The sequence below is a fragment of the Reyranella sp. GW821-FHT12G01 genome, from assembly GCF_058806575.1.
Window position 1 is genome coordinate 151,686 of the sequence record NZ_JBXAPV010000002.1, and the last position, 25,172, is coordinate 176,857.

General features: G+C 66.6%; 21 protein-coding genes. 11 read left to right on the forward strand and 10 right to left on the reverse strand.

The genetic code is table 11. The features are described 5' to 3' along the window. Window position 1: 1 nt before the first annotated feature. A complete protein-coding gene (locus tag AC1RP5_RS20245; protein WP_493113687.1) occupies window positions 2–1,231 on the reverse strand; it encodes an MFS transporter in 1,230 nt (409 codons plus the stop codon). A gap of 136 nt (window positions 1,232–1,367) precedes the next feature. Here AC1RP5_RS20245 and AC1RP5_RS20250 point away from each other — a divergent pair, with 136 nt between their 5' ends. Continuing rightward, window positions 1,368–2,405 (forward strand): cyclase family protein, encoded by a 1,038-nt coding sequence (locus AC1RP5_RS20250; protein WP_493113689.1) that lies wholly within the window; start codon window positions 1,368–1,370, stop codon window positions 2,403–2,405. Between the two features lie 13 nt (window positions 2,406–2,418). Continuing rightward, window positions 2,419–3,504, forward strand: coding sequence for a class I SAM-dependent methyltransferase (locus tag AC1RP5_RS20255; protein WP_493113691.1), 1,086 nt, complete (start codon window positions 2,419–2,421; stop codon window positions 3,502–3,504). On the opposite strand, the gene AC1RP5_RS20260 is transcribed toward AC1RP5_RS20255, so the two are convergent. After that, window positions 3,501–3,953: a DNA polymerase III subunit chi gene (locus AC1RP5_RS20260; RefSeq protein ID WP_493113693.1), complete on the reverse strand. Its 453-nt coding sequence runs from the start codon at window positions 3,951–3,953 to the stop codon at window positions 3,501–3,503. The two genes, AC1RP5_RS20255 and AC1RP5_RS20260, sit on opposite strands and share 4 nt — an antisense overlap. A 7-nt stretch (window positions 3,954–3,960) precedes the next feature. Next, complete coding sequence (locus AC1RP5_RS20265) at window positions 3,961–5,451, reverse strand: leucyl aminopeptidase (protein WP_493113694.1); 1,491 nt, start codon at window positions 5,449–5,451, stop codon at window positions 3,961–3,963. Between the two features lie 155 nt (window positions 5,452–5,606). On the opposite strand from AC1RP5_RS20265, the gene AC1RP5_RS20270 reads away from it, so the two are divergent. The 3 genes from AC1RP5_RS20270 to AC1RP5_RS20280 all read left to right on the forward strand — a co-directional run bounded on the left by AC1RP5_RS20270 (window position 5,607) and on the right by AC1RP5_RS20280 (window position 10,530). Continuing rightward, on the forward strand, window positions 5,607–6,938 hold the full coding sequence (locus AC1RP5_RS20270) for a UDP-glucose dehydrogenase family protein (protein WP_493113696.1): 1,332 nt from the start codon (window positions 5,607–5,609) through the stop codon (window positions 6,936–6,938). 97 nt (window positions 6,939–7,035) lie between these two features. Continuing rightward, window positions 7,036–8,760, forward strand: a complete 1,725-nt coding sequence (locus AC1RP5_RS20275) for a DUF1295 domain-containing protein (protein ID WP_493113698.1) — start codon at window positions 7,036–7,038, stop codon at window positions 8,758–8,760. A 51-nt stretch (window positions 8,761–8,811) separates the two neighbouring features. Continuing rightward, window positions 8,812–10,530, forward strand: a complete 1,719-nt coding sequence (locus AC1RP5_RS20280) for a hypothetical protein (protein ID WP_493113700.1) — start codon at window positions 8,812–8,814, stop codon at window positions 10,528–10,530. 17 nt (window positions 10,531–10,547) lie between these two features. Here the strand turns inward: AC1RP5_RS20280 and AC1RP5_RS20285 are convergent, their stop codons facing one another. From AC1RP5_RS20285 to AC1RP5_RS20300, 4 genes are all read right to left on the reverse strand, one after another. Further along, window positions 10,548–11,603: a radical SAM family protein gene (locus AC1RP5_RS20285; protein WP_493113702.1), complete on the reverse strand. Its 1,056-nt coding sequence runs from the start codon at window positions 11,601–11,603 to the stop codon at window positions 10,548–10,550. 77 nt (window positions 11,604–11,680) lie between these two features. Then, window positions 11,681–13,258 (reverse strand): hypothetical protein, encoded by a 1,578-nt coding sequence (locus tag AC1RP5_RS20290; protein WP_493113703.1) that lies wholly within the window; start codon window positions 13,256–13,258, stop codon window positions 11,681–11,683. Window positions 13,259–13,291: 33 nt separating this feature from the next. Beyond that, entirely contained in the window at window positions 13,292–14,428 is a 1,137-nt protein-coding gene (locus tag AC1RP5_RS20295) for a tetratricopeptide repeat protein (protein WP_493113704.1), read from the reverse strand. A gap of 160 nt (window positions 14,429–14,588) precedes the next feature. Continuing rightward, window positions 14,589–15,722 carry an FkbM family methyltransferase gene (locus AC1RP5_RS20300; protein WP_493113705.1) on the reverse strand — a complete coding sequence of 378 codons (1,134 nt, stop codon included), beginning with the start codon at window positions 15,720–15,722 and terminating at the stop codon, window positions 14,589–14,591. Between the two features lie 244 nt (window positions 15,723–15,966). On the opposite strand from AC1RP5_RS20300, the gene AC1RP5_RS20305 reads away from it, so the two are divergent. Together AC1RP5_RS20305 and AC1RP5_RS20310 are read left to right on the forward strand one after the other, a co-directional pair. After that, the gene (locus tag AC1RP5_RS20305; RefSeq protein ID WP_493113707.1) at window positions 15,967–17,112 is read left to right on the forward strand and encodes a class I SAM-dependent methyltransferase; all 1,146 of its coding nucleotides are present in this window, start codon (window positions 15,967–15,969) and stop codon (window positions 17,110–17,112) included. A 17-nt stretch (window positions 17,113–17,129) separates the two neighbouring features. After that, window positions 17,130–18,398: an FkbM family methyltransferase gene (locus AC1RP5_RS20310; RefSeq protein ID WP_493113708.1), complete on the forward strand. Its 1,269-nt coding sequence runs from the start codon at window positions 17,130–17,132 to the stop codon at window positions 18,396–18,398. Window positions 18,399–18,413: 15 nt separating this feature from the next. On the opposite strand, the gene AC1RP5_RS20315 is transcribed toward AC1RP5_RS20310, so the two are convergent. Next, on the reverse strand, window positions 18,414–19,454 hold the full coding sequence (locus AC1RP5_RS20315; protein ID WP_493113710.1) for an FkbM family methyltransferase: 1,041 nt from the start codon (window positions 19,452–19,454) through the stop codon (window positions 18,414–18,416). A gap of 162 nt (window positions 19,455–19,616) precedes the next feature. Between AC1RP5_RS20315 and AC1RP5_RS20320 the strand changes: the two genes are divergently transcribed. The 4 genes from AC1RP5_RS20320 to AC1RP5_RS20335 are packed head-to-tail and all read left to right on the forward strand — an operon-like array spanning window position 19,617 to window position 23,618. Further along, entirely contained in the window at window positions 19,617–20,948 is a 1,332-nt protein-coding gene (locus tag AC1RP5_RS20320; RefSeq protein ID WP_493113712.1) for a peptidylprolyl isomerase, read from the forward strand. A gap of 10 nt (window positions 20,949–20,958) precedes the next feature. After that, the gene (gene pdxA / locus AC1RP5_RS20325) at window positions 20,959–21,957 is read left to right on the forward strand and encodes a 4-hydroxythreonine-4-phosphate dehydrogenase PdxA (protein WP_493113714.1); all 999 of its coding nucleotides are present in this window, start codon (window positions 20,959–20,961) and stop codon (window positions 21,955–21,957) included. A gap of 2 nt (window positions 21,958–21,959) precedes the next feature. Next, on the forward strand, window positions 21,960–22,793 hold the full coding sequence (gene rsmA, locus AC1RP5_RS20330; RefSeq protein ID WP_493113716.1) for a 16S rRNA (adenine(1518)-N(6)/adenine(1519)-N(6))-dimethyltransferase RsmA: 834 nt from the start codon (window positions 21,960–21,962) through the stop codon (window positions 22,791–22,793). Between the two features lie 21 nt (window positions 22,794–22,814). Next, complete coding sequence (locus tag AC1RP5_RS20335) at window positions 22,815–23,618, forward strand: lysophospholipid acyltransferase family protein (protein ID WP_493113717.1); 804 nt, start codon at window positions 22,815–22,817, stop codon at window positions 23,616–23,618. On the opposite strand, the gene gmk is transcribed toward AC1RP5_RS20335, so the two are convergent. Further along, complete coding sequence (gene gmk, locus AC1RP5_RS20340) at window positions 23,593–24,243, reverse strand: guanylate kinase (protein ID WP_493113719.1); 651 nt, start codon at window positions 24,241–24,243, stop codon at window positions 23,593–23,595. The two genes, AC1RP5_RS20335 and gmk, sit on opposite strands and share 26 nt — an antisense overlap. Further along, window positions 24,233–25,117, reverse strand: a complete 885-nt coding sequence (locus AC1RP5_RS20345; protein ID WP_493113720.1) for a YicC/YloC family endoribonuclease — start codon at window positions 25,115–25,117, stop codon at window positions 24,233–24,235. The genes gmk and AC1RP5_RS20345 overlap by 11 nt, the downstream gene beginning before the upstream one ends. Window positions 25,118–25,172: the final 55 nt, after the last annotated feature.

The window sequence follows — 25,172 nt, forward strand, 5'->3', positions numbered from 1 at the left end:
CCTATTCGGCGACCGCCGGATAGGCCGGCTTCGACACGCTGTTGTGCCGGATCAGCATGACCATGCCGGCATTGAACGTGTAGAGCCCGACGGCGATCCAGAAGATCACGGCCGGCACGCCCACGCTCATCAGGAAACCGAACAGCGGCGGCGCCAGGAACGAGCCGATGTCGAGGCCCGAGTAGACGAAGCCGAAGACCTTGCCCGAGGCGCCCGGCGGCGTGGCGTTGCGCACGATCATGTCACGCGACGGATTGGTCGCCCCGCCCGCAGCGCCGGCGAGCGCCAGCAGGATCGGCAACAGCGTCGGCGGCACCGTCTGCGTGGCGACCGGTATCGTGAGGCAGGCCGCGGCCAGCAGGCCGAACGACGCGACGAGATCGTGCCGGCGCACGCGGTCGGCAAAGTAGCCGCCCACCAGCATGCCGCTGGCCGAGCCGACGATGAACACGATCAGGCAGAAGGCCGCATAGTTCTCGGTGACGCCGAACATGGTGCTCCAGGCCGGCACGGCAAACTGCTGGATGCCGACGGTGTTGGCAGCGATCAACGCGAAATAAGCGACGCAAAGCAGAAGAGCCGGCTGCATGAACAGCGCCAGCGCAGGCTTTGACCCATGCTGGGCGGCGGCCGCCCTCACCTTCACGCGATGATCGACCAGCTCCTCGCGATGCATCAGCACGAGGCCCGACAGGAGCAACCCGGGCAGCGCGCCGATCAGCGCGGCGCCCACCCAGCCGAACATGCTGTCGAGGAAATACATTACCGGCGCGGCAGCCCAGCCCAATGATCCGCCCAGACCGTGAATGCTGAAGGCGCGCCCGAGACGGTTCGGGTTCACCGAGGAATTGAGCAGCGCGAAGTCGGCGGGATGAAAGACCGAGTTGCCCAGGCCCGCGATCACCGCGATGCAGATGAAACCCGCGAAGGAGTGAGCGACCGATATGCAGGCGAGGCCAAGACCGACCACGAACAATCCGCCGGCGAGGATCGGCCGCGCACCGTATTTGTCGACGGCGAAGCCGGCCGCCGTCTGCGCCAGCCCCGAGACGCCATAGAAGGTGCCGGCGAGCAGGCCGACATCGGCGTAGGTCAGCCCCACTTCCTGGCGGACGATCAGCAGCATCGTCGCGAAGGCGAGTTGGTAATAGTGGCTGGCGCCATGGGCGATGCCGATCAGGCTGATCACCCGGAAATCATGTTGAAGCGGCGTCGTGGTTGCAGCGGACATGAGCACCTCGTCCCACGATCATAGGCGATCCGCAGTGCGATGCGTTTGGGGAATTGCGCGGGGGAGCCATGCGCACGTGATGACGGGCTGCGGCGGCCCTTGTAGTGTCCCCGCCGGCAAGAGGGAGAAACGCATCATGAAGCGCTGGAAGCATCGCCCTGAAGGATCGACCTGGGGAGACTGGGGCGACGACGATCAGCTCGGCCGCCTGAACCTGATCACCCCGAAGAAGGTGCTGGAAGGCATCGCCGAGGTGAAGGAAGGCCTCTCGTTCTGCCTCAGCCTGCCGCTCGATTTTCCCGGCGGCAACGTACTCAACTCCCGCCGCCTGCCCCCGGTCCTCTCGCCCACCGGCGACGAGAACGGCTGGCGCTTCAACTTCCTGACCAACAGCATCAATCCGTTGTTCGTCGACGTGGCGAGCGACGACCGCGTGATCCTGACGCTGCAGTATTCGACGCAGTGGGACACGCTGGCCCATGTCGGCGGCCTGTTCGATGCCGACGGCGACGGCGTGCCCGAGCCGCTCTATTACAATGGCTTCAAGCCCGGCACCGATGTGGTCGGCCCGCAGCCCGACGCCGGCCGCGACGGTTGCGGTCATCTCTCCTATGCCCACAAGCTCGGCGTCGAGAACATGGCGGCCAAGGCGATCCAGGGCCGCGCGGTGCTGGTCGATCTCGAGAAGCATTACGGCCGCGACCACAAGTACGTGAACTACGACGACTTCAAGCGCGTGCTCGACGCCGACAAGGTGGTCGTGGAGCCCGGCGACATGCTGCTGCTCTATACCGGCTTCACCGACGAGATCATGGCGATGAACAAGAACGTCGATCCGGCGCGCGCGCATTCGATGTGCTGCGTCCTCGACGGCCGCGACAAGCGCCTGCTGCAGTGGATCACCGACAGCCAGATCTCCGCACTGATCGCCGACAATTACGGCGTCGAGGCGGTGCCCGCGAAGCCCGGCCCGGAGAATGCCGAGCATCCCTCGCTGCCGATCCACAATCACTGCCTGTTCAAGCTGGGACTCAATCTCGGCGAGATTTGGTGGCTGAAGGACCTGGCGCTGTGGCTGCGCGACAAGAAGCGTTCGCGCTTCCTGCTGACGGCGCCGCCGCTGCGCCTGCCGGGCGCGGTCGGTTCGCCGGCCACGCCGGTCGCGACCGTCTAGGTCCACCGCCGTCATGTCGCTCCTGACGCTGGTTGCCCAAGGCTTGAAGGCGGAGCCCTTCGCACTGCTGGACATCGGCTGCTCGGGCGGCATCGATCCGAAATGGCGTGCCTTCGGCGACAGGCTGAAGGCGCTGGGCATCGACGCGAGCGCCAGCGAGTGCAAGCGCCTTGCCGCGGAGGAGAAGAACCCCGAGGTCTCCTACGTGGCGGCCTTCGTGAGCCCCCGCGCCGACAAGCCGATCGACCTGTCGGCCGGACCGGCGGCGCCGCTGATCATGAAGATGCGCGACCGCATGAGTTTTATGCGCACGCGCGAGATCCGCGAGGCCCGCCTGCAGAAGGCCTCAGCCGAGGAGCAGTTCCGGCACAATGCCTGGGAGCTGACAGGCCTCGCCGATCCGAACAAGCCGGTCGTGGTTCCCGATCTTTTGGCCGAGCGCGGCTGGACCGACTTCGACTACATGAAGATCGATACCGACGGCATCGACTGGCAGATCCTGCAGAGTTTCAGGGGACGCCTGCCTAAGAACCTGCTGGCCGTGCAGATGGAAGTGAACTTCGTCGGCGACGGTTCGGACGAGGAACACTCGTTCCACAACACCGATCGCTTCCTGCGGCGTCACGGCTTCGATCTCTTCCGCCTCGACGTCCGCAACTATTCCTCGCGCGCCCTGCCCGCCCGCTACATCTGGCCAACGCCGGCAGAGACGCATTCCGGCCGCCCCTTCCAGGGCGAGGCCTATTACGCGCTCGATCTGCTCGGTCCTCAGGGCGCCACGAAGCTCGGGAACCTCAGTGCCGAGAAAGTCGCGAAACTGGCCGCTATCCTCTCGGCCTGGGACGTGCCCGACACCGCGGCCGAACTCCTGCTCGCACTTCGCGACAAGGCATCATCGGTGGTCTCAGTCGATCGCGCGCTCGATCTGCTGGCGGCCCAGGCCCAGGGCGAGCGTGCGCGGCCGCTCGACTATCGCCGCTACATGGCCCGCTTCGAATCCGATCCTCCGGATTTCTATCGCCCCGAGGGACCGATCCCCTTGAGCGAGCGGCTCGCCGCGGCGTGGCGGGCCTATCTGAGGCCGCGCGACAAGCGCTAGGCCTTCTTCTCCCAGCCGCCGCTGTCGGTCTGCTGCCAGTAGGCCACGGCATGACCGGCTGTCTTGTAAGCCTTCCAGCGCTCGCGCGCGTCGGCAACGGCGGTGTCGTCGCGACCGTCGAACAGTTCGAAGCAACGCTTGTAGTCGCCGACCTTCTCCGACTTCGCACGATCGGCGACGAACAGGAAAGCCGCGCCGTTCGGGTTCTCGTCGAGATGCGTCAGCCAGACCGGCTGGCGATCGGCCTCGCCATCGCGCGCCGCGCCGTGCGGCAGGAAGCCATTGGGATCGTAGGTCCAGAGATGGGTGTTCAGAGCGTCCACCCGCTCCACCGATCCCAGCAACACCACCGCCCGCTCGCCGGCCTGCAGGGTCTTGGCCAGCAGGCGCGGCAGCGTGTCTTCGAGCGACGACTGGGTCAGGTGATAGAAATTGACCTCGGTCGCCATCGGCGGATCAGCGCTCGTAGTTCTCGGCGATCAGCCGGTCGAGCAAGCGCACGCCATAGGCGGTCGCGCCCTTCGGCGTGGTGACATCGCCCTTGCCCCAGGCCACACCCGCGATGTCGATGTGAGCCCAGGCCACGCCCTCCTGCACGAAGCGCTGCAGGAACTGCGCGGCCGTGATCGAGCCGCCGTCGCGGCCACCACCGACGTTCCTCATGTCGGCGATGTCGGAATCGATCAGCTTGTCGTACTTCGGCCCGAGCGGCATACGCCACAGCTTCTCGCCGATCGCCGCGCCCGCCGCGCGCAGGCGGTTGGAGAGCTGCGTGTTGTTGGAGAACAGGCCCGCGCGCTCATGGCCGAGCGCCACGATGATGGCACCGGTCAGGGTCGACAGCTCGACCATCGCCTGCGGCTTGTACTTCTCCTGCGCGTACCACATGGCGTCGCACAGGATCAGGCGGCCTTCGGCGTCGGTGTTGATGACCTCGACGGTCTGGCCCGACATCGATTTCACGACGTCGCCCGGACGCTGGGCATTGCCGTCGGGCATGTTCTCGACCAGCGCGCAGACGGCCACGACATTGGCCTTGGCCTTGCGACCGGCGATCAGGGCCATGGCGCCCGTGACGGCGCCGGCGCCGCCCATGTCCCACTTCATGTCTTCCATGCCGCCAGCCGGCTTCAGCGAGATGCCGCCGGTGTCGAAGCACACGCCCTTGCCGATCAGCGCGACCGGCGCCTGGCCCTTGGGGCCGTTCATCCAGGTCATGACCAGCAGCTGCGAATCGCGCTCGCTGCCCTGCCCGACGCCCAGCAAGGTTTCCATGCCGAGCTTCTTCATCTCGGTCTCGCCCAGGATCTCGACCTTCACGCCGAGCTTGGTCAGCTCCTTGGCGCGGCGGGCGAACTCGACCGGGTAGAGGACGTTCGGCGGCTCGCTCACCAGGTCGCGCGTCAGGAACACGGCATCGACCACCGGCTCGAGCTGGGCGTAGGCCTTCCGTGCGTCGGCGGGGCCGGCCAGCACGATGGTGAGGCTCTGGAGCGACAGCTTCTGCTCGGGCTTGTCCTTGGTCTTGTACTTGTCGAAGCGATAGGTGCGCAGCCGGACACCCAGCGCGATGTGGGCCGCGATCTGGCCCGGCGTCAGCTTGCTGCCCTTCACCGGATCGACGACGACGGTGACGGCGGTGTGACCCGCGGCATTGGCTTCGGCCGCGATCACGCCGCCCAGCCCCTCGGCCGCGCGGCCGTCGAGTTCCTTGCCCTTGCCGACGCCCAGCAGCAGCAGGCGTGAGATTTCCCCGGAATGGCCCAGGACGGTCAGGGTCTGACCCTTCGCCCCGGTGAACCGGCCCCCCTCGAAGGCGCGGGTGACGGCGCCGCCGGCCTTGGCATCCACAGCCTGGGCGGTCGCCAGGAGCTGCTTGTCGGCTCCCACGAACACCGCGACATTGCCCGCAAAGGCCTTCGGAAAGGCCGAAAATTCCACTTTCATCCAATTCCCCTGGCTAAGCGCCTGATTGGCGGCGATTTTTCGCCCCTGCGACGGGTGCGCGCAAGCGGTGTTTGGCCTACAGGACCCTGCAAAATCGGGGTGGCATCCGGCCGCCAGCACCAGTATCAGTACCGGCCCTCAAAACGGACATGGAAATGACCTCAGCAACTCTGCCTCGCGTCTCGGTCGTCGGTCTCGGCAAGCTCGGAGCCCCCCTCGCGGCGGTTCTCGCCAGCCGCGGGTTCAACGTGATCGGCCTGGATGTGAACAAGACGTTCGTCGACGCGATGAACGCCGGCAAGATGCCGATCGTCGAGCCGCAGCTCAACGAGCTGATCGCCGCCAACAAGGAGCGCCTGAAGGCGACCATGGACGCCAACGAGGCGATCCAGAACAGCGACGCCAGCTTCGTGATCGTCCCGACCCCGTCCGACAGCACAGGTTTCTTCTCGAACCGCTTCGTGCTCCAGGCGATGGAGACCCTCGGCAAGGCCCTCAAGACCAAGAAGGGCTACCACATGGTCGTCATCACCTCGACGGTGATGCCGGGCACCATGGCCGCCGAAATCGCGCCGGCCCTCGAGGCCGCCTCGGGCCGCAAGATCGGGCCGGACCTCGGCCTCTGCTACAATCCGGAATTCATCGCGCTGGGCAGCGTCGTGCGCGACATGCTCTTCCCCGACTCGATCCTGGTCGGCCAGAGCGACCCGAAGGCCGGCGACATGCTTGCCACCATCTACTTGCAGATGTGCGAGAAGAAGCCGCCGGTGCAGCGGATGAACTGGGTGAGCGCGGAGCTGACCAAGATCTCGGTCAACACCTACGTCACGACCAAGATCTCCTACGCCAACATGCTGGCCGACATCTGCGACCGCCTGCCGGGCGCGGACGTCGACGTCGTGACCAAGGCGCTGGGCGCCGACACCCGCATCGGCGCGAAGTACCTCAAGGGCGCGATGGGCTACGGCGGCCCCTGCTTCCCGCGTGACAACGTCGCGTTCGCGGCGCTGGCCCGCAAGCTGGGCGCCCGCGCCGACGTCGCCGAAGCGACCGACCGCATCAACAACTACCAGATCGACCGCCTGTCGGGCCTGGTCGCGAAGTTCGCCAAGGCCGGCACGCGCATCGCGCTGCTCGGCCTGTCCTACAAGCCGCAGACTCCCGTGGTGGAAGAGAGCCACAGCGTGAAGCTCGCCGCCCATCTCGCCGATGCGGGCTACGTGGTCGTCGTGCACGATCCGCTGGCGCAGGACGCGGCGCTCGCCGTGCTCGGCGACAAGGTCGTCGGCGCCTCCTCGCTCGAGGGCGCGGTGCGCGAATGCGACCTGCTGATCGTCGGCACCGGCTGGCCGCAGTACAAGGACATCGATCCGGCCTGGTGCAAGCGCGACGGCCAGCGCCTCACGGTGCTCGACCTGTGGCGCACGCTGCCGGCCGAGAAGTTCGAGGCGGTTGCAGACGTTCTGTATCTCGGCTCCGGCCGCTAAAGCCGAACGAGATCAATCCCATTGAAAAGCCCGCCTCGTGCGGGCTTTTTGCTGCCTCGACGTTGGCAGCGAAAAACGAATCTGGCAGAGACAGATCATGTCGGCTCCGCACCTCGCGCCCCTCTCGGCAACGCCAACCTGGCAGGTGTCGGACACTGAAGCACGACCCGGCGCGGCCCAGGATGCGGCCCTGATCTGGCTGCTGTCGCTCACCGGACTGATCGGCCTGATCTTCTGGTACGACAATGCCCAGGGCATCACGGCGAACGGCATCTTCAAGGCCGTCCAGCTGAAGCCGTGGATCCAGACGCCGGCCAAGGCGTCGCTGGATGCCTCGAACTATCTCTACTTCCCGGTCATGGGCCGCCTGTGCGCCCTGCTCGACTGGGTCGGCCTCTATCCCGGCGATCCGCGTCGCCAGTTGACGTTCATCCATGCCGCCAGCGCCGCAAGCTGCCTGACGATGGTCTACCTGTTCGTCCGTCATCTGACGCGCGACCGCGTGATCGCCTGGCTCGCCGTGCTGTTCCATCTGGCCGGCGGGTTCTTCCTCAACCTGGCGATCAGCAACGAAGACATCATGCCGTCCTACACGCTGATGCTGGCGTCGATGATCCTGGGCAGCCTGTGGTTCGTCCGGCCCGATACGAAGCGCGTGGTCATCGTGGCGGCGATCTTCACCCTCGGCTGGCTGTTCGAGTGGCGGCTGATCTTCCCGACGCTGCCGGCCATGCTGCTGGCGCTCGCGATCGCACCCGGCAAACCGCTGGCGCGCGTGCGCTGGATCGCGACCTTCCTGCTTACGACGGTCGGTGTCGCCGCGCTGATGCAGTTGCTGTGGGGCGGGCAAGCCGGCAATCCCTACCGGCTGATCGATCTGATCTGGACGGCCAAGGGCGTCGACACCGGCTGGGCCGGCTTCTCCGCCGCCAAGCTGTCGTTCCTGTGGGCCGGCATGACCGAGGTGCTGCTGGGCGGCCGCAACATGTTCGAGCTCGCCTTCCTGCCACTGCACCGGACCGAAATGCTGGTCGCGACCGTGCTGATCGGCGCCCTCGCCATCGGCGCCCTGCTGCTGTTCTGGCGTAACCGGTTCACGACCCAGGCCTGGATCGTCTTCGCGATCTTCGGCGGCACGCTCGCCGCGGGCGAGGTCATGAACGTCTATTCGCAGCCGCAGGACCCGCAGATGCAGATCAACGTCATGGCCTGGCTGACGGTCGCCGCCGCCCTGCTCGCGGCGTCGGTCGCCCGGACGCATCGGCGCGCGGTCGTGGTCGTCCTCGGCTCGGTGTCGGCGGCGATCCTCGCCTACAACGTCCATGCGCTCGCGGCCACGCGCGGCGAAGACACGCGCTGGCGCGACACGCTGCAGCGCATCGAGGATCACGCGCCGTCCGCAAAGACCTTCCTGCTGATGCACGGCTTCGAGGCCCTGATCGCGCAGACCTTCTATCACTGGAACGGCGAGTGGGATTTCTACGACAAGCTCGGCCCGGCACCGACACCCAACACCAGGTTCAAGGTGCTGGCGCTGGTCAGCGGCCCGGTCAATCGCCCTCGCCTGACCGGGCCGGAACTGGCCGCCGAGCTGGAGGAGCAGATCCTGCGCGCGATGTCGCTCGGCTATGAGGTGGTCGCGGTCGATATCTGGAACTGGAGCAAGCCCAAGATGGAGTCCGCCCTGTCGACGGTCGCCGACGCCAGCAAGGCCGACGCCCTGTACGACATGCTCCACACCAAGTTCACGGCGACGCCGATCTATGTCGATCCCGTTGCCGGCGCCTTCGTCCGGCTCACTCCGGTCAACGCCAATCGGTAGCGCGCGCTGCTGCTTGGCATGCGCGGCGCTCTATGGCACAAATATAAAACTGTGGAAAAACAGATACTTAAGGAATTCCGGACGCCAGCCGGCGATCGTCCGCTCGCGGGGCAGCCGGACCGGGCTTATCGCGCCCTCGATCTCGGAATCATCGTTCTCGTATCGCTGATAGGACTGCTCTGCCTCGTCGCCTGGATGGACAATCCCCAGCGCGCGACCAGCAACGGCGTCTTCAAGGCGATGACGGTGCGCGACTGGGTGAACGATTACGCCCTCACGCCACTCGATCCGTCGAACTTCCACTACTACCCGTTCGTCGCCTTCCTCTGCCGCGTGCTCGATCTGGTCGGCGTGCTCGCGGGCGATCCGCGGCGGCAGATCGCGCTCATCAACTGCCTGTTCGGCGCCCTCAGCCTCGGCATCGTCTACCTGCTGGTGCGCGCCTTCACCGGCCGCCGCGCCGTGGCCTGGGCCGCCGTGGCGTTCCACCTGGCCGGCGCCTTCTTCCTCAACCTGTCGATCAGCAACGAAGATATCATCCCGTCCTACACGTTCCTGCTGGGGGCGATGGCGCTCGCCAGCATCTGGTTCGTCAACCCGACGCCGCTGCGGGTCACGCTGGTCGCCGTCCTGTTCGCGCTGTCCTGGCTATTCGAATGGCGTCTGATGTTCCCCACCCTGCCCGCCCTGCTGGCGTGCCTGCTGATCGCGCCCGGCACGCCCTGGAAGAGGCTCCTCAGGGTGGTGATCTTCCTCGTGGCCATGGTCGGCACCGCGGAACTGGCGATGCAGATCTGGGGCCCTCACAACGGCAATGTCGGAACGGTGCGGGACCTGCTGTGGACCGGCAAGGCCGTCGAATCCGGCTGGGCCGGGTTTACCGTCCGCAAGCTGCTCTTCATGTGGATCGGGATCACCGAATACCTGCTGGGCGGCGGGAATGTCGGCGACGCCTCCTATGTGATCAACATCTGGCGCGAGATGCTGGTCGCCAGCGTCATCGTCTCCGCCATTGCGATCGGCTCGCTGGTGCTCCTCTGGCGCGATGCCAGGTCGTTGAACACGCAGGTGCTGGCGGCGGTCTTCGGCATCACGTTCGTGGCGGGCGAAGTCTTCAACTTCTATTCGCAGCCGCAAGATCCGCAGATGCAGATCAACGTCATGAACTGGCTGACGCTCGGCTGGGCGGCCATCGTGGCGGCTGCCACCCAACGCTACGGCCGGGCCGTGCCCGCCATCGCGCTTGCCCTGTCGGGCGTGATGCTGTCCTACAACATCTATCGGATGGTGCCGGAGCGAGGTGCCGACGGCCTGTGGAGGAACGCGCTTCGGCACATCGAGCGCGAAGCCGATCCGACGCGAACCGTGTTCCTCGTCCATGGCTTCGAGCAGTTCGTCGCCGAAACCTTCTACGAATGGCACGGCGAATGGAACTATTTCAGCAAGCTGGGCCCCGCCCCCTCGTCGAAACCCAAGGCCAAGCTGCTGCTTTTCGTGAACGGGCCGATCCATCAGCCGTCGGCGACCGGTGAGGAGCTTGCCGCCGAACTGACCCGGCAGATCCTCCATGCGATGGAGCTGGGCTACGACGTCGTCGCCGACAATGTCTGGGAGCTATCCGAGGCCAATTTCACGGCCTACATGGCCACCGTCGCCGACGCGTCGAAGGCCCAGACGGTCTACAGGACGCTGCATCAGAAATTCACGGGCACGCAGATCTTCGTCGATCCTACCGCCGGCGCGTTCTTCCGGCTGCGGCGCGCGGACTAAAGCCGCGATCGCCGGGATCAGGCGCGAACGAAGGACGCGAACGCCTCGCGCGCACGACGCACGAGGCTGGCCACCGTGACGGGCTCCACGGGCGGCGGCGGCGGCGGTTCGTCGAAGCGCACCGACTTCACGTAGGGCGAGCAGCCGTCCTTCGTGTCGGACCACATGACCCACCAGTCGCACTTCGCGCACACCTTGCCCAACTCGCTGTTGGGGTCCTCGTACATGTCGCAGAGCTTGTCGTAGGCTTCCTGCAACGGGGTGTCGGCGATGTTGGGCAGCCACGATGCATCGCCTTCGTGCGCCTGGACCATCATCGCGCAGCACGGCGTGATCTGGCCGGACGGCAGCACGTAGAGCTGGATGTGGCAGTCGTTGCGCTTCTCCGGAACGAAGAAGAGGTTCCGGAACTTGAGGACGTCGTAGTACTCGGCGTGGAAATGCACCGCGTCGACGCGGGTCGACCAGAAGTCGGCGAACTCCTCCAGACGATCACGCGCATCGCCGATCAGGATGCAATTGACCTCGATCACCAGCTCGGGAAATTCGGCGGCCTTGCGTTCGCGCAAGTAAGCGATGGTCGACAGGACCTTCTCGAGGTCGCCGCCGCGCCGGATCTTGGCGTATTGGCGGGGATCGATGTGGTCGACGCTGAAGCGAAACTCGCGGACCCCCATGGCCAGCATCTCGTCCAGCCGCTCGGGCGGCATCGACTGGCCATGGCTCAGCACGGCCGGGGGATGCCCAAGGCCGATGCTCTTGCGGAGATGGTCGATCGCGTGCGGATCCTGGAAGAAGTCGCCGGTGGCGGCGAAGTGGACCTTCCTGCCGGCCGGCACCTGCTCCAACCCCTTCTCGACCATCTCCGGATCGAGCGTGCGCGCCTTCTTGGTCGCGTTGGGACCGTTGAAGTGACAGAAGACGCAGCTCAGCTCGCAGGTCTCGGTCGTGGCGAAGCCATTGAAGTCCATGACCGGCGTGCGGTTGGCATTCGGTTTGAAGTCGGCAGACGTCACACGCTGCAGCGCCTCGAGTTCCGTCGCCCGCTTCGAACTCTTCGATGGTTCAGCCATGGTGCCCAATAGTAAGTGTCGCTATGCGGGAGCGCAATGCGATCGCCTGGACGAGATTCTCAGCTTGCCCACAGTCCTCAGACGGCACGTCGGCCGCGGAAACGCAGGACCTTGCCGCGCAGCGACGGATCCTCGCGCGGAATGCCGGCAAGAACCTGGCTGCAGAAAGGATTGATGTTGGCGCCGACATAGTCGGTAAAGAGCGGCCAGTACTTGTTGTAGATCACGTTGACGCCGATGAACCGGCGCGGCAACCGGCGTCCCGCCGGCCGGGTCTCCTTCTCGGTCGACGCGGCCAGCCGGAACAGGCGCGCGATCGTCTTGAGCCGCTTCTCGTCGACCGGACCGGCCAGTCGGCCACGCCGGACCGGCTCGTCGGGCCGCTGCGTCGCGAGGCCGAACTCGAAGATGAACAACTGGGCCTGGTTGATCAGGTCCTTGAAGGGGCCACGCTTGACCCCGGGCAGATCGGTCGGCAGCCCCTCGAACTCGTCGGGCACCAGCAGCGGGCCGGTGAAACCCATCGCCTGCCACGCCTTGGCGAACCGGGTCACGAACTCGGCGCGCGCCGCGCCGATCATCACCGCCGTGCCGCGCGGATAGGTCAGCACCTGGTCGCAGACGAACGGCAGCGTGTGCGGCAGGTCGTAGCTCAGGTCGTCATAGAGCTGCCATTCGAGGCTGGTCGTCACGTAGGGAACGGTCGCGGGCTCGATGGCGGCGTCCAGACCGGTCGTGAAGCGCTGGTACGAGGTCTCGCGGTCGAGGCGGACTTCCTCGATCGTCACGTCGGGCCATCCCCAGGTTTCGGCCTGGGCCGGCAGGTACGGCGTGGTGACGTCCCAGATGAAGCGATCCTGGTCGTTCATCTTGGTCTGGCGACCCTTGTTGTTGGCGGCGGCCACGCGGGTGTGGTCGCAGTGATAGCCGAACAGCTTGTCGATCAGCGTGTCGATGCGGCCGCGATAGAGCGCCAGCCGGGCCGCCAGGTTCGAATCGCAATGCCAGCCGAGCAGCATCTCTTCGTCGAACCCGTGGATCGCGAACATGTCCTCGCGCAGCGCCGCCTGGAAGTCGCCCAGCGCGTCGTACTTCATGGGCATGAAATTGTGCACCACCTGGTTCAGGTGGAAGCGCACCGACCAGTCGCGCAGCAGCTTCAGGTTGCCCACCGGATCGCGGCGATCGAAAGCGGCCTCCCACAGCATCTCCGGCAGCTCGAAGCGCGGGATCTGGTAGAAGCCGTCGGGCACGGAGCCGAGGATCTCGCTGAGCGATTCGCCCTCGACCCTCGGCACCAGAAGCATGTCGGTGTTGGTGTAGAGGATCCAGCGGTTGTTCGGGTTCGAGCGGCGCAGCGCGACGTTACGCGACTGGCACTCGAGCGCCACCAGATGCGTCTTCGACTTGAGGTGAACGTGATGCTCGGGGCGCACGCGCAGGATGCGCATGTGCTTCTTGGCCTTCTCGGTCAGCGTGTCGTGGATCGCTTCGGGAAAGGTCGGGTGATCGTCCGGCGTGTTGTAGTCGACGAACAGGATCTCGTCGTCCGGATCGGACATGACTTCGGCGATCGCATTGAAGCTGATCGCCGCCCGCTTGTGCAGATTGTAGCCGTGGCTGTCGTTGCGGCCGTACAGGATGACGGAGAACATCCTAATCCTCCTCGTGATGGGTCAGGGCAGCGTTCAGCTGCGTGCCAGTTCGTTGCGGGCGGCCGCGTGCTCGATCAGCGACGGGGCGCCGTGATCGACGACCTGCTGCCAGTGGCGCCGTGCAGCCTCGCGATCCTGGCCGATCGCGCGCACGCCGAACTGGAACCAGGCTTCGGCGCGGCGATCGTCGGTCTCGGCCTGCGCGATCACCTGCTGCTCGCTCGCCTGCCCCGCCTGGAAAGCCAGGAGCAGCTCGGGCCATTCCTGGTTCTTGTCCAACGCCGTCGCGCGACCCGTCGGCCGGCCGAGCCGGATCTGGGCGACGCCGCGATAGAGGTGCCAGTAGGCATCGCCGGGATGCCGCAGCAGCGCGCTTTCGAACTCGGCCGCCGCCACTTCGTAGGCCGCGAGGCGCAGCGCAACGCAGCCTCTCGCGGCCGCCTGGAACGTCGGCAGCAGGGCGAGCTGGCGGTTGAGATCGGCATTGGCGGCATCGAGCCGGCCCAGCGCCATCAGGATGACGGCACGGCTGCTCAGCGCTTCGGTGTCCGCCGGGCGGGCGGTCAGCACGGTATCGATGGCCGCGAGCGCTTCGTCGTAGCGGCCCAGGCGCATCAAGGCTTCGGCTTTGGGCGCAATCGCATCCGCAAGGCCTGGCTTCACCTTGAGAGCACTTTCGTAGTCGAGGAGCGCCTTGTCCGGCTGACCGTTCGCGAGATAGGCGTTGCCGCGGGCAAGATACGGCAGCGTGTTCTTCTTCAGCGACCAGAGCACGACGTCGTAGGACCGCACTTCCATCAGGAAGTTGCCGCGCAGGCGCACCGCGAACGGACGATCCGGCGGCCCCTGTCGCACCGACGACTTGACGCGACGCGCCTCCGCGTAGCCCGCTCCGGCCCGCTCGGGCGAACCCACCATGTCGAGCAGTTCGGCCCGGCTCTCGATCGCTTCCACGAAATCGGGTGCCAAGGCGATGGCTTCGTCGTAGAGAGTCAGCGCCGCTTCGATGTCGCCGCTCCGCGCCACGCTTCGCGCCTGAAGAAAAAGCCGGTCCGATCTGGCGTCGGAGGCCCGCCGCCCTTCGCTCAACTTGCGCATGGCGCCCTGGCGGTCGAGCCACTTCACGCGCAGAGCTTCCGAAAGTTTCGCCAAGATACTTACGTCGCTCACCAATTTGCTCCCGTAGCGCGATATCGCGCATCGATCGCCGCAGCCGCCGTTTTCGCGGACAAAAAACCCACCCTCAACAATTCGCAGACATGACGCATGTCGAGGCCTGACGCCCACCCAAAGGGCCAACGCGACCCGCTAACGTACGGTCTCACCGTCGTCAAGCGACGGCACCCTCGAAGGCAAAGAGAGCGTCGCCCCATTTGAGGCCCGAGGAATCGTCATACACAAAGTCATAGAAATCGAAAACCTGATATCCGCAGCCTTCGAGCAAGGAAATCACCTCGCCCGCCCTCGCCTGCGTCGCATAGAGGGGGGCAAACAGCAGTTCGGCGAGGATGTAGCGAATACGTCCGCTCCGCAGCAGCTCGACCTGCCCCCGCAGAATCTCCAGCTCGTGACCCTGGGTATCGAGCTTGAGAATGTCGATCCGATCGATCTGTTCGGCGCTGCAAAACTCGTCGAGCGAGAGATGATCGACCAGGATCGGCGCCTCGGCGGTAACCGAACCGTCGATCAACCACTCCGCTCCGGCCGCGACAGGTGACAAAGAGTTGATCGCCGCATTGGAATAGGCGTGCATCACCGATTGGCCGCGCTTCTCGCTGAGCGCGAGGTTGCGCGCGCGCACCCGCCCGTCCGCGGTGAATCGCGACGCCATGCCGGCGAAAGTCGCGGGATGCGGCTCAAGGGCCCAGATCCGGGTGGCCGGAAAGCGATCCAGGAAGGCGGCAACCGTGTCGCCGCGATTCGCACCGACATCGACGATGGTGACTTCGGGCGAGCCCAGGCGGCCCGCCAGATCGTCGATCGCGTTCTTGGAGAGAAAGCCGCGCTCGCTCACCGTGGCCACCGACCTGATCGTGGCGGCCAACGAGCGGATTTCGACGTCGACGGCGATCTCGCTGCGGCTCCGCAGGACCAGCGACGCCACGTCGACCGCCCGCCGCGCTTCCAGGACGACCCGGCTTTCGCCCGCTGCAACCTCGGCCCGGGACAGCAGCGTCATCCCGTCGGCCGCCACCAGAGCGACCTCGAGATCGCCGGCGCGGACCACGACATCGAGGTCGAGATGCAGGCCGCCCGCGCTCGCGCGGTGGACGGGACAGGTATTGCTCCAGGTCGCCAGATAGGACCATGCCGGCACCGAGCCGGTGAGCCGCAAGCCGCGCGACGCGCTGGCTTTGACACCCTGATGCTTGGTGAATCGGCGCAGGTCGAAGCCGGCGGCACTTTCGTGCGCCTCGTGGGGGCGCCCGGCGCTGCGCCACAGTCCGGCGAGCTTATCGATCATCGGCGGCTTTCCTTGCCATACATTCATCAGACAGGCGAGGCCCTAATCGGGTCCTGTTGGTAGCGATGTTTGACGCCAACGCCCAACGATGGTTGATAGCGGGCCACAACTTCCACCCCTCTTGGTCATGGACGCAACGATCCGCGGGCTTTTTCGGCACCGTCCGAAATCAATCAATGGTTCGCAGATTCACGCGACGTGGCCCCTCCTGCGGCTGCTTCGCAGTGCGTTCGGCGAGACCGCGATGGCGCGCGTCCGGACGACGCCGCACCAGTGGACCTATGCGCTCTGGTGCCAGCTCAACCGGGCGCGGCTCGGCCAGCTGTCCCAAGGGGACGCCTTGATCGTGGACTGCCGCGTGCGCGTCCTTGAAGGGCGCCTGGGCATCGTGGTCGCCTCGTCGGACGGCGGTAACTTCCTCTCGCACGAGCGCGTGCTTTCCCCCGGCGAGTCCATCGAGCGCGTCCGTCTCTGGGTCGGCCAGCCGGCCGAGGCCGGCGCCCTCGTCTTTCGCAGCACCGCGCCCGACGGCACCGCGACCGAGTTCGAGCTGTTCGACCTGTCGGCTGAGATCATGAAGTCGGGCAGCGCGTTCCCCGTCTCCTGGCTCGGCAACAGCGCCACCATCCCGATGGAGGAGCTGGGCCGGGCGCTCGGCTGGGCCCAGACCGTCTGGGACGATCCGTTCGACGGCCGGCCGCCGGCGAGCTCCGCGGGCACGATCGAGATCGTCGACGCCGACCGGCTGCCGGCCCTGCTCGGCCCCACGGCCTCGCCAAGTCTTCCGCCGGATGCCGCCACCAAGTCGCTGACCGACTGGAAGATGGAGACCGACGACGCGCCGCTCCTCGAAGCCGTGTGGCGGGCCCTGGCGCCGCGCCGGCACCTCGAGTTCGGCACCTGGGAGGGTTTCGGCGCCGCGCTGATCGCCCGCGTCACCGATGCCGAAATCTGGACGATGAACCTTCCCGAGGGCGAGACCGGCAGCGACGGTTCGACCCTCTACGCGGCGACGGATACCGGCTCATTCATCGGCCGGATCTACCGTCAGGCCGGCTACGGCGAGCGCGTGCATCAAATTCTCTGTGACAGCCGGGAATTCGACACTGCGCCTTTCGAGGCACAGCCCTTCGACACCGTCCTCATCGACGGCGGACACACGCCGGATGTTGTCGCCAGCGACACCGCCAAGGCCCTGCGCGTGCTGCGTCCCGGCGGGACCTGCGTGTGGCACGATTTCTGTCCCGATCCGGAATCCCTGCGCCACAACCTCGCGCCGCTCGGCGTGGTGCAGGCGGTCGTGGAAAACTTCGCGGCCTGGGCAGCCGCCTTCGAGCGCCTGGTCTGGATCCGCAAGAGCTGGATCCTGATCGGGCTCGGCCGCAAGTAGCGCCGCCAGGATCAGACATGCCAAAGACGATCGAGACCATCATCCCCGGGCGCGCGGCCATCGAGCTCGTCGCCTTCTACGACGAGTTCCTCGACTACTATCCGTTGTGCGAACTCGAGACCAAGCGCTGGTTCGTCGACAACGTGCGGACAGACTGGTGGATCTTCGATATCGGCGCGAACGTCGGATACTACTCCGTGCTGTTCGCCCAACTGGCGCCGCAGGGCCGCGTGTTCTCGTTCGAGCCGACATCGACGGCGACCATGCTGCGCGCCAATCTCGCCCACAACGGCATCACCAATGCCGACGTCCATCAGGTGGCGCTCGGCGCCACGACCGGCGTGCAGCGCGATCGCATTTTCCGCCTGTGGGGCGGCGACGGCGACGTCCAGGAATATCCCTTTTATCGCTTCGACGATTTCGTGGCCGAGCATCGTCCTGCCCGCATCGACTGCCTGAAGATCGACGTCGACAGCTTCGACTTCGAAGTGCTGCGCGGCGCCGAGGAGACGTTGCGGACGCACAATCCACTCATCGTGATCGAACTCAACCACGCCCTCGCCAAGCGCAACCAGAGCGCTGGTGAAGCCCTCGCGTGGCTCGCCCGTCAGGGCTATCGCCAGGCGCTCGTGCTGGATAACGACAATTTCGTCCTCCAGCGCGACCGCGATCACGCAGGCGAGGCAGCCCTCTCGCTGGTGTTTCCGCCGCCGCTTCGCTTCGATGAATCGCTCGATACTGTCGCCGGACGCGAAATCCCTTCCCCATTGCGCCTCGCCGCCGTTCAGCCCGGCTCGTCGCTTGGGGGCAGTCACTCGGCCAACGCATCGGCCGGCGGGGCCGGCCTGGGCGACCGGCTGCGCGTCCTCGGACGTCGCATCCTGGGCCGCGGCGACGGCGACCGGGGCTTCGCCAAGTCGGTCAGCCTATCGTCGCTGACCGGACAGACGATCGAGACTTCGGACCGGACCTGGAGCTACGCGCTGGTGGTCACGGCCGATGCCGGCGCGCCGCCGCTCCCGGCGGACGGAACAACGCTGGTTCTCGAAGTTACCGTCGAGGTGAGCCAGGGCCGGCTGGGCATCACACTTGGCGGCGACGACCCGTCGGCCTTCATCGCCCCGGAGCGCATCCTGTCGTCCATGGGCGGCGTGCAGCGGGTGCTGGTGTCGGCGCCGGCCGCCAAGGTTCGATCGATGGTGTTCCGGACCACGGCAGCCGACGGCTCGCGCACGGTCTTCTCGGTGATCGACGTCAAGGCCAAGGCGAAGCCCGCGGCGCGATAGCGCCCCGGACAATCCTTAGCCGACGAACTCCGCGACCCTGTCCGACGGCACGGCGATGATGTTCGGCGAAAGCGGCGTGCCCGTCTGGGCGCGCTCGAGCCGGCCGGTGATGTGCGAGAAGACCAGGACCTCGTAGTCCAGATCCTCACGCAGCGTGCGCAACAGGGCGAGCGCGCTCTGGTGCTGCGCCTGCAGGGCGCTTTCGTTCAATTCCATGAGCAGCAGCGGCCGCATCGTCGTCAGCACGGTCCGCGCGCCGGCGACGACACCCGCCTCTCCGCCTTCGACGTCGATCTTGACCATGTCCACCCGCGTCAAACCATGACGGGCGACCACCGAGTCGAGGGTTTCCAGCGGCACACGCTCTGAACTGGCTCGGACGACATCGTCATGGGCGAAATCGCCCAGAGTGTTGTGACCGGCATGGACGCCATGCGCGAGGTGCAGGTCGACGAAGCCCGCTTCGGCGCCGAGGGCCGCGGCAACGACCTGGACATGCTCGAGGCCGTTGCGGCCAAGATTGCGCTGCAGGTGCGCGCGCTCGCGCGAACTGGGCTCGACGGCAATCACCTTGCCGGCCGGGCCGACGCGCCGCGCCGCGAAGAGCGAGTAGTAGCCGTCATTGGCGCCGACATCGATGAACACCATTCCAGGCTTCAGCACGCGGTCGACGAAGGCGAATTCGTTGGGCTCGAAGGAGCCGCAGACATAGAGGCAGAGACTGTTGTCGTTGCCCAGGGTCACGTCGACCGTAGTGCCGCCGTGCCAGCGCACCGTCAGAGGCACTGCGAGTTCCTTTTCGCGGGCGGCTTCCCACAGGGCGCCCCGGCGACAGGCCAGCCAGCGGCGCTGGTCGTAATATTCCTCGGCGAACCGCCAGCCGGGCCGGGCCTCGAGCCGCGGCAGGCGCGGCGCCAGAATTCCGGCGTAGGCAGCACCGATCGCGGGCGCCCGGACGATCAGCCAGCGCCCCATATTGTCGAGATGATAGCCAACGCCGGAGCACACCCGTTCCCAGGCGCTTGCGACGCTGATCGACCGACGGGCCGTCGTCATGCCTGAACTGTCCGCCCCCAACTCTACGTGGGTTCGGTTAAGGTACGCACCGCCAAGCGTCAAGCGTGCCTGTGTGTTGCCACTTTCTGTCCTTAGTGGCTTGCGTTGCAGCAACCCTGCTACGGAATATAATGAATGTCCCTCTCAAGCTCCGTTGGTGAAATGTCCGCGCCCCTCCTCCGCGCCCTCGTCGTCTCCACGATCATGCTGCTGCCCGCCGCCGTGTCTGCCCAACAGCAGAGACAGCCGGCCCAGAGGCCTGCGGCCGCCCAGGGCGCATCCGCGCAAACCGCGCCGAGCCAGGGCCTGCGTGTCGTGGCTCGCGTCAACGACGACGCCATCACCGACTTCGATCTGTCACAGCGGGTCCTGTTCGCCATCCGCACCTCGGGCCTGCAGGACAGTCCCGAACTGCGCCAGCGCATGTCGGGCCAGATGCTGCGGCAAATGGTCGACGAGCGCCTGCAGGTCCAGGATGCCCGCCGCCTCGGCGTCAGGCCGTCGGAGTCCGAGATCGCGACCCGCTACGGCGAGATCGAGCGCGCGGCAGGCCTGCAACAGGGCCAGTTCAAGCAATACCTGCAGAGCGTCGGCGTCGCGCCGGAGATCGCCCTGCAGCAGATCGAGGCGCAGATCGCCTGGACCAAGATCATCCGTCGCAAGGTCCGTTCCCAGGTCGACGTCTCCGAGGCCGAGATCGACGACGCGATGAGCCGCATGCGGACGAACGTCGGCAAGACCGAGACCCGCGTCGCCGAGATCTTCGTGCCGGTCGATCGCGCCGAGTCGGTGGAAGAAGGCAAGCGCAGCGCCGACCGCATCATGGAGCAGCTTCGTCGCGGTGCGCCGTTCGGCGCCGTCGCGCAGCAATTCTCGCAGGGCACTTCCGCCGCCGCGGGTGGCGATCTGGGCTGGGTCCTGCCCGGTGCGCTCGATCCCTCGCTCGATGCCGCGCTCGAGCGTGTCCAGCCGCGCAGCTATTCCGAACCGGTCCGCTCGGGCTCGGGCTGGCACATCCTCTACGTCGTCGAACGCCGTCCCTTCGCCGCGGCCCGGCCCGACGACGTGAAGCTCAACCTCGTCCAGATGACCCTGGCCCTGCCGACCAACGCCTCACCGGATGAGACCAACCGCGCGACCGTCGAAGCGCAGAAGGCGATGACCGGCGTTCGCCAGTGCAGCGACCTTCACGTCCAGGCGCGTCAGGTGAAGGGCAGCACCTCGGGCGATCTCAACGGCGTGCGCGTCGGCGACCTCGCGGGCAATCCGCAGATGTACGAGCAGTTGCCGCGCCTGCCGATCGGCGGCACGGCCGGTCCGTTCCGCGTCGCCGAGGGCCTTCAGGTGGTGGCCCTGTGCAGCAAGGCGGGAGGCGATGGCCTGCCGACGCGCGACGCGATCCAGCAGCAGCTCCTCATCCAGAAGCTCGACCAGGCCGGACGGCGCTACATGCGCGATCTCCGCCGGCAGGCCACGATCGACATCAAGTCGTGATGTGTCCGCAATGACTACGGCCGCGCCGCTCGCCATCACGATGGGCGAGCCGGCCGGTATCGGCGGCGAACTCAGCCTCAAGGCCTGGCTGGCGAGACATACGAGCGCCCGCCCTTTCTTTGTCCTCGATGATCCCGAGCGCCTGACGGCTCTCGCTAAGCAACTTGGCCTCGATGTGCCGGTGCGCACCATCGCCCGGCCGGAGGAAGCAGCGACGGTCTTCGCGGCCGCGCTTCCGGTCCTGCCCGTTCCTCTCGCCGCCCCTGTTGTGCCTGGCCGGCCGGATGTCGCAAACGCTCCCGCGACCATCGAGGCGATCGAACGGGCGACCCGGTTTGCGCAGGCGGGCACGATCGCGGGTGTCGTCACCAATCCGATCCAGAAGAAGACGCTGCAGGATGCCGGCTTCCCGCATCCCGGCCACACAGAATTCCTGGCCGAACTCGCGGGCGGCGTCGAGGTCGCGATGATGCTCGCCTGTCCCCAGCTTCGCGTGATCCCGGTCACGATCCATCTTTCACTGGCCGATGCCGTGCGCGTGCTCGACGCCGAGGCGATCGTACGCGCCGGGCGGATCGCGGCCGCGGGCCTGCGTGCACTGTTCGGCATCGAGCAGCCCCGCCTCGCGGTGGCAGCGCTCAATCCTCATGCCGGCGAACAGGGCGCCATGGGCAACGAGGAGAGCCGCATCATCGTGCCGGCCATCGAGGCGCTGCGACGCGAAGGCATTGCCGCGCACGGGCCGGCGCCGGCCGACACGCTGTTCCATGCCGCGGCGCGTCCCGCCTATGACGTCGCGCTCTGCATGTATCACGACCAGGCGCTGATCCCGATCAAGACCATCGACTTCGCCGGCGGCGTGAACGTGACGCTCGGCCTGCCGTTCGTGCGCACCTCGCCCGATCACGGCACCGCGCTCGACATCGCCGGCACCGGCCGCGCCGATCCGGCGAGCCTGCTGGCGGCGATCGACATGGCCGACGACATGGCGCGCCGGCGCCAGCACTGAGCATGGACAGCGTCGAAGCCCTGCCGCCCCTGCGCCAGACCATCGCGGCGCATGGGCTCGATGCGAAGAAGCGTTTCGGCCAGCACTTCCTGCTCGATCTCAACCTGACGCGCCGCATCGCGCGGGCCGCCGCGCCGCTCGGCGACGGCACGGTGATCGAGGTCGGTCCCGGCCCGGGGGGCCTCACGCGCGCCCTGCTGCTCGAAGGCGCGGCGCGCGTCGTCGCCATCGAAGTCGACTCGCGTGCCTTCGGTCCCCTGCTCGAACTACAGGGTGCGGCCGACGGTCGACTGGAACTGATCGAGGCCGACGCCCTTCGCGTCCAGGCGCGAGACCTGGGTCCCGCGCCCCGACGGATCGTCGCCAACCTGCCCTACAACGTGTCGACGGCTTTGCTGGTCAGGTGGCTGCACGAAGCCGACGACATTGCCGACATGGTGCTGATGTTCCAGCGCGAGGTCGTCGACCGGCTGGTCGCCGTGCCGCGGACGAAGGACTATGGCCGGCTGTCGGTGCTCGCCCAGCATGTCTGCGAAGTCCGCCGCCTGTTCGACGTGGCGCCCACGGCGTTCGTACCGCCACCCAAGGTCACGTCGGCCGTGGCCCAACTTACCCCCAGGCCCTCGGGCGCCCGCCTGACTGATTTGCGGCCCCTGGAGAGGGTCACGGCGGCCGCCTTCGGCCAGCGCCGCAAGATGCTCCGGGGCTCCCTGGCGAGCCTGTTCCCCGACCCCACCAAGGTGCTGGAAGGCCTGGGTTTGCTTCCGACCGCGAGGGCCGAGGAATTGAGCGTCGACGACTTCGTGCGATTAGCGGGCACCCTTGACAGTGAGTGAGCGCTCACTATTATTTGCCCCATGATCCGCTCGCTCGCGTTCAATCTCTATTTCTACCTCGGCACCCTGCTGACGGCCGTGATCGGCATCGTGCTCGTCCCGATTCCCACGCCGACGCTGCTGCGGGGCCTGCTGTTCCATTGGGCTCGGGCGGTGGTGTGGGGCATGCGCTGGATCGGCGGCATGAAGATCGAATTCCGGGGCATGGAGAACCTGCCGACGCAGGGCCCGGTGCTTCTGGCCAACAAGCATCACAGTGAGAGCGACGGCATTCTCCTGGCCGCGAAGATCCGCGGCATCGCGTTCGTCGCCATGCAGGAGCTCTTCCGCTACCCGCTGATCGGCGCGATCCTCTATCGCCTGCAGATGATCCGCGTCGACACGTGCGGCGGCGGTCGCGAGCGCGAGAACCTCGCCCAGTTCGCCAAGCGCGCCTGCGACAGCGGCCGCCACATCGCGATCTATCCCGAAGGCAACCTGATGGCGCCGGGCGAACGCGAGCGCTATCGCTCGGGCATCTACTATCTTTATCGCGACCTCAACCTGCCGGTGACGCCGGTAGCTACCTCTGTCGGCCTGCTGTGGAACCGCCGTGACTGGCGCAAGAAAGCCGGCCGTGCCGCCATCGAGTTCCTGCCCGCGATCGAGACCGGTCTCGACAAGCAGACCTTCATGCGTCGTCTGGAAGAAACGATCGAGACCAACAGCGACCGGCTGATCGCGGAGTTCTCGAGCCGCCCCTACACGCCCAGCCAGCTCGTCCTGCGTTCGCAGGGACAGACTGGCATCGGCGCGCCGATCACCGCCCCTCGCGCAACGCCTTGACGAAGGCCGAGAGGCCGACCTGACGCTCGCGCTTCAGGCGCTCGGCCGTGAGGATCGACTTCAGTTCCATCAGGCTCGTCGCGATATCGCGATTGATGATCTGATAGTCGTATTCGGCCCAGTGGCTCATCTCGTCGGCGGCCTTGGCCATCCGCTTCTGCACGACTTCCGGCGAATCCTGCGCACGGGTGATCAGCCGGCGCTCCAGATCGCGCGTCGAGGGCGGCAGGATGAACACCGTCACCAGGTCGCCGCCGCCCTTCTCCTTGAGCTGCTGCGTGCCCTGCCAGTCGATGTCGAACAGCACGTCGCGGCCCTCCATCAGGGCTGCTTCCACCGGCGCGAACGGCGTGCCGTAGTAGTGATCGAACACGCGGGCGTGTTCTAGGAACTCGCCGCGCTCGACCATCCCGTTGAACGTGGCGGTGTCGACGAAGTGATAGTCGACGCCATCCTTCTCACTGGTCCGGCGCGCGCGCGTCGTCGCCGAGACGCTGAGCTGGATCTGCTTGTCGTTGTCGAGCAACTGGCGCGACAGGGTCGTCTTGCCCGCGCCCGACGGCGAGGACAGGACCAGCATCAGGCCACGGCGCTTGATCGCGCCCGCATCCATCTCATTCGACATTCTGCACCTGCTCCCGCATGCGCTCGACGGCGCCCTTGAGATCGATGCCGATGCGCGTCAGCTCGATGTCGGCCGACTTCGAGCAGACCGTGTTGGCCTCGCGATTGAACTCCTGGCAGAGGAAGTCGAACTTCCGCCCCACGGGATTGTCCGACCGCGCCTCGGCCAGCAACGTCCGCGCCTGCGCGATGTGCGCGGCAAGACGGTCGAGTTCCTCGCGCACGTCGGCCTTGCCGACCAGCAGCGCGACTTCCTGGGCGAAGCGTTCCTCCGACAGCGCCGGCACGCGACCGAGCAGCTCGGCAAGCTGCGCCTCGAAGCGCGCCCGCACGGTCCCGATCTGCGCCAGCGCCCGTTCGGTCGCGCGGCCGCACAGGCTCTCGATCTCGGTGACATGGCCGTCGATGACCTTCGCCAGCGCCTTGCCCTCGGCCGCGCGCGACGCGACGAGCGCCTTCAACGCCTCGTCGAGCGACGCCTGCAGCGCCTTGTCGAGAACGGCCAGTGCCTCCTCGGACTCGACGCCGGTTTCTTCCTCCTCGATGACGCCGCGCACGCGCAGCAATCCATCCGCGGATGGCGGCGCAGCGCCGGTGCTCTTGCGCACCTCGTCGACCAGCGTCGCCAACTCGGCCAGCAGGGTACGATTGATCGTGAGCGGCTTGGATTGCTGCTCGGTCGTGATGGTGAGACTGAGCGAGACGTTGCCGCGCTTCATGCGTCCGCCGACCGCGCCTCGCGCCGGATTCTCCAGGCGGTCGAAGCCTTGCGGCACGCGACAACGGATTTCGAGATTTCGCCCGTTGACGCTGCGCGCTTCCCAAACCCAGCGCCGCCGGTCATCCGACCCTTGCGTCCGGGCGTATCCCGTCATACTTGCTATCAAATTGCCCCCTGCCCCATTCTTGGGCACCGTCAATCCATAAGTG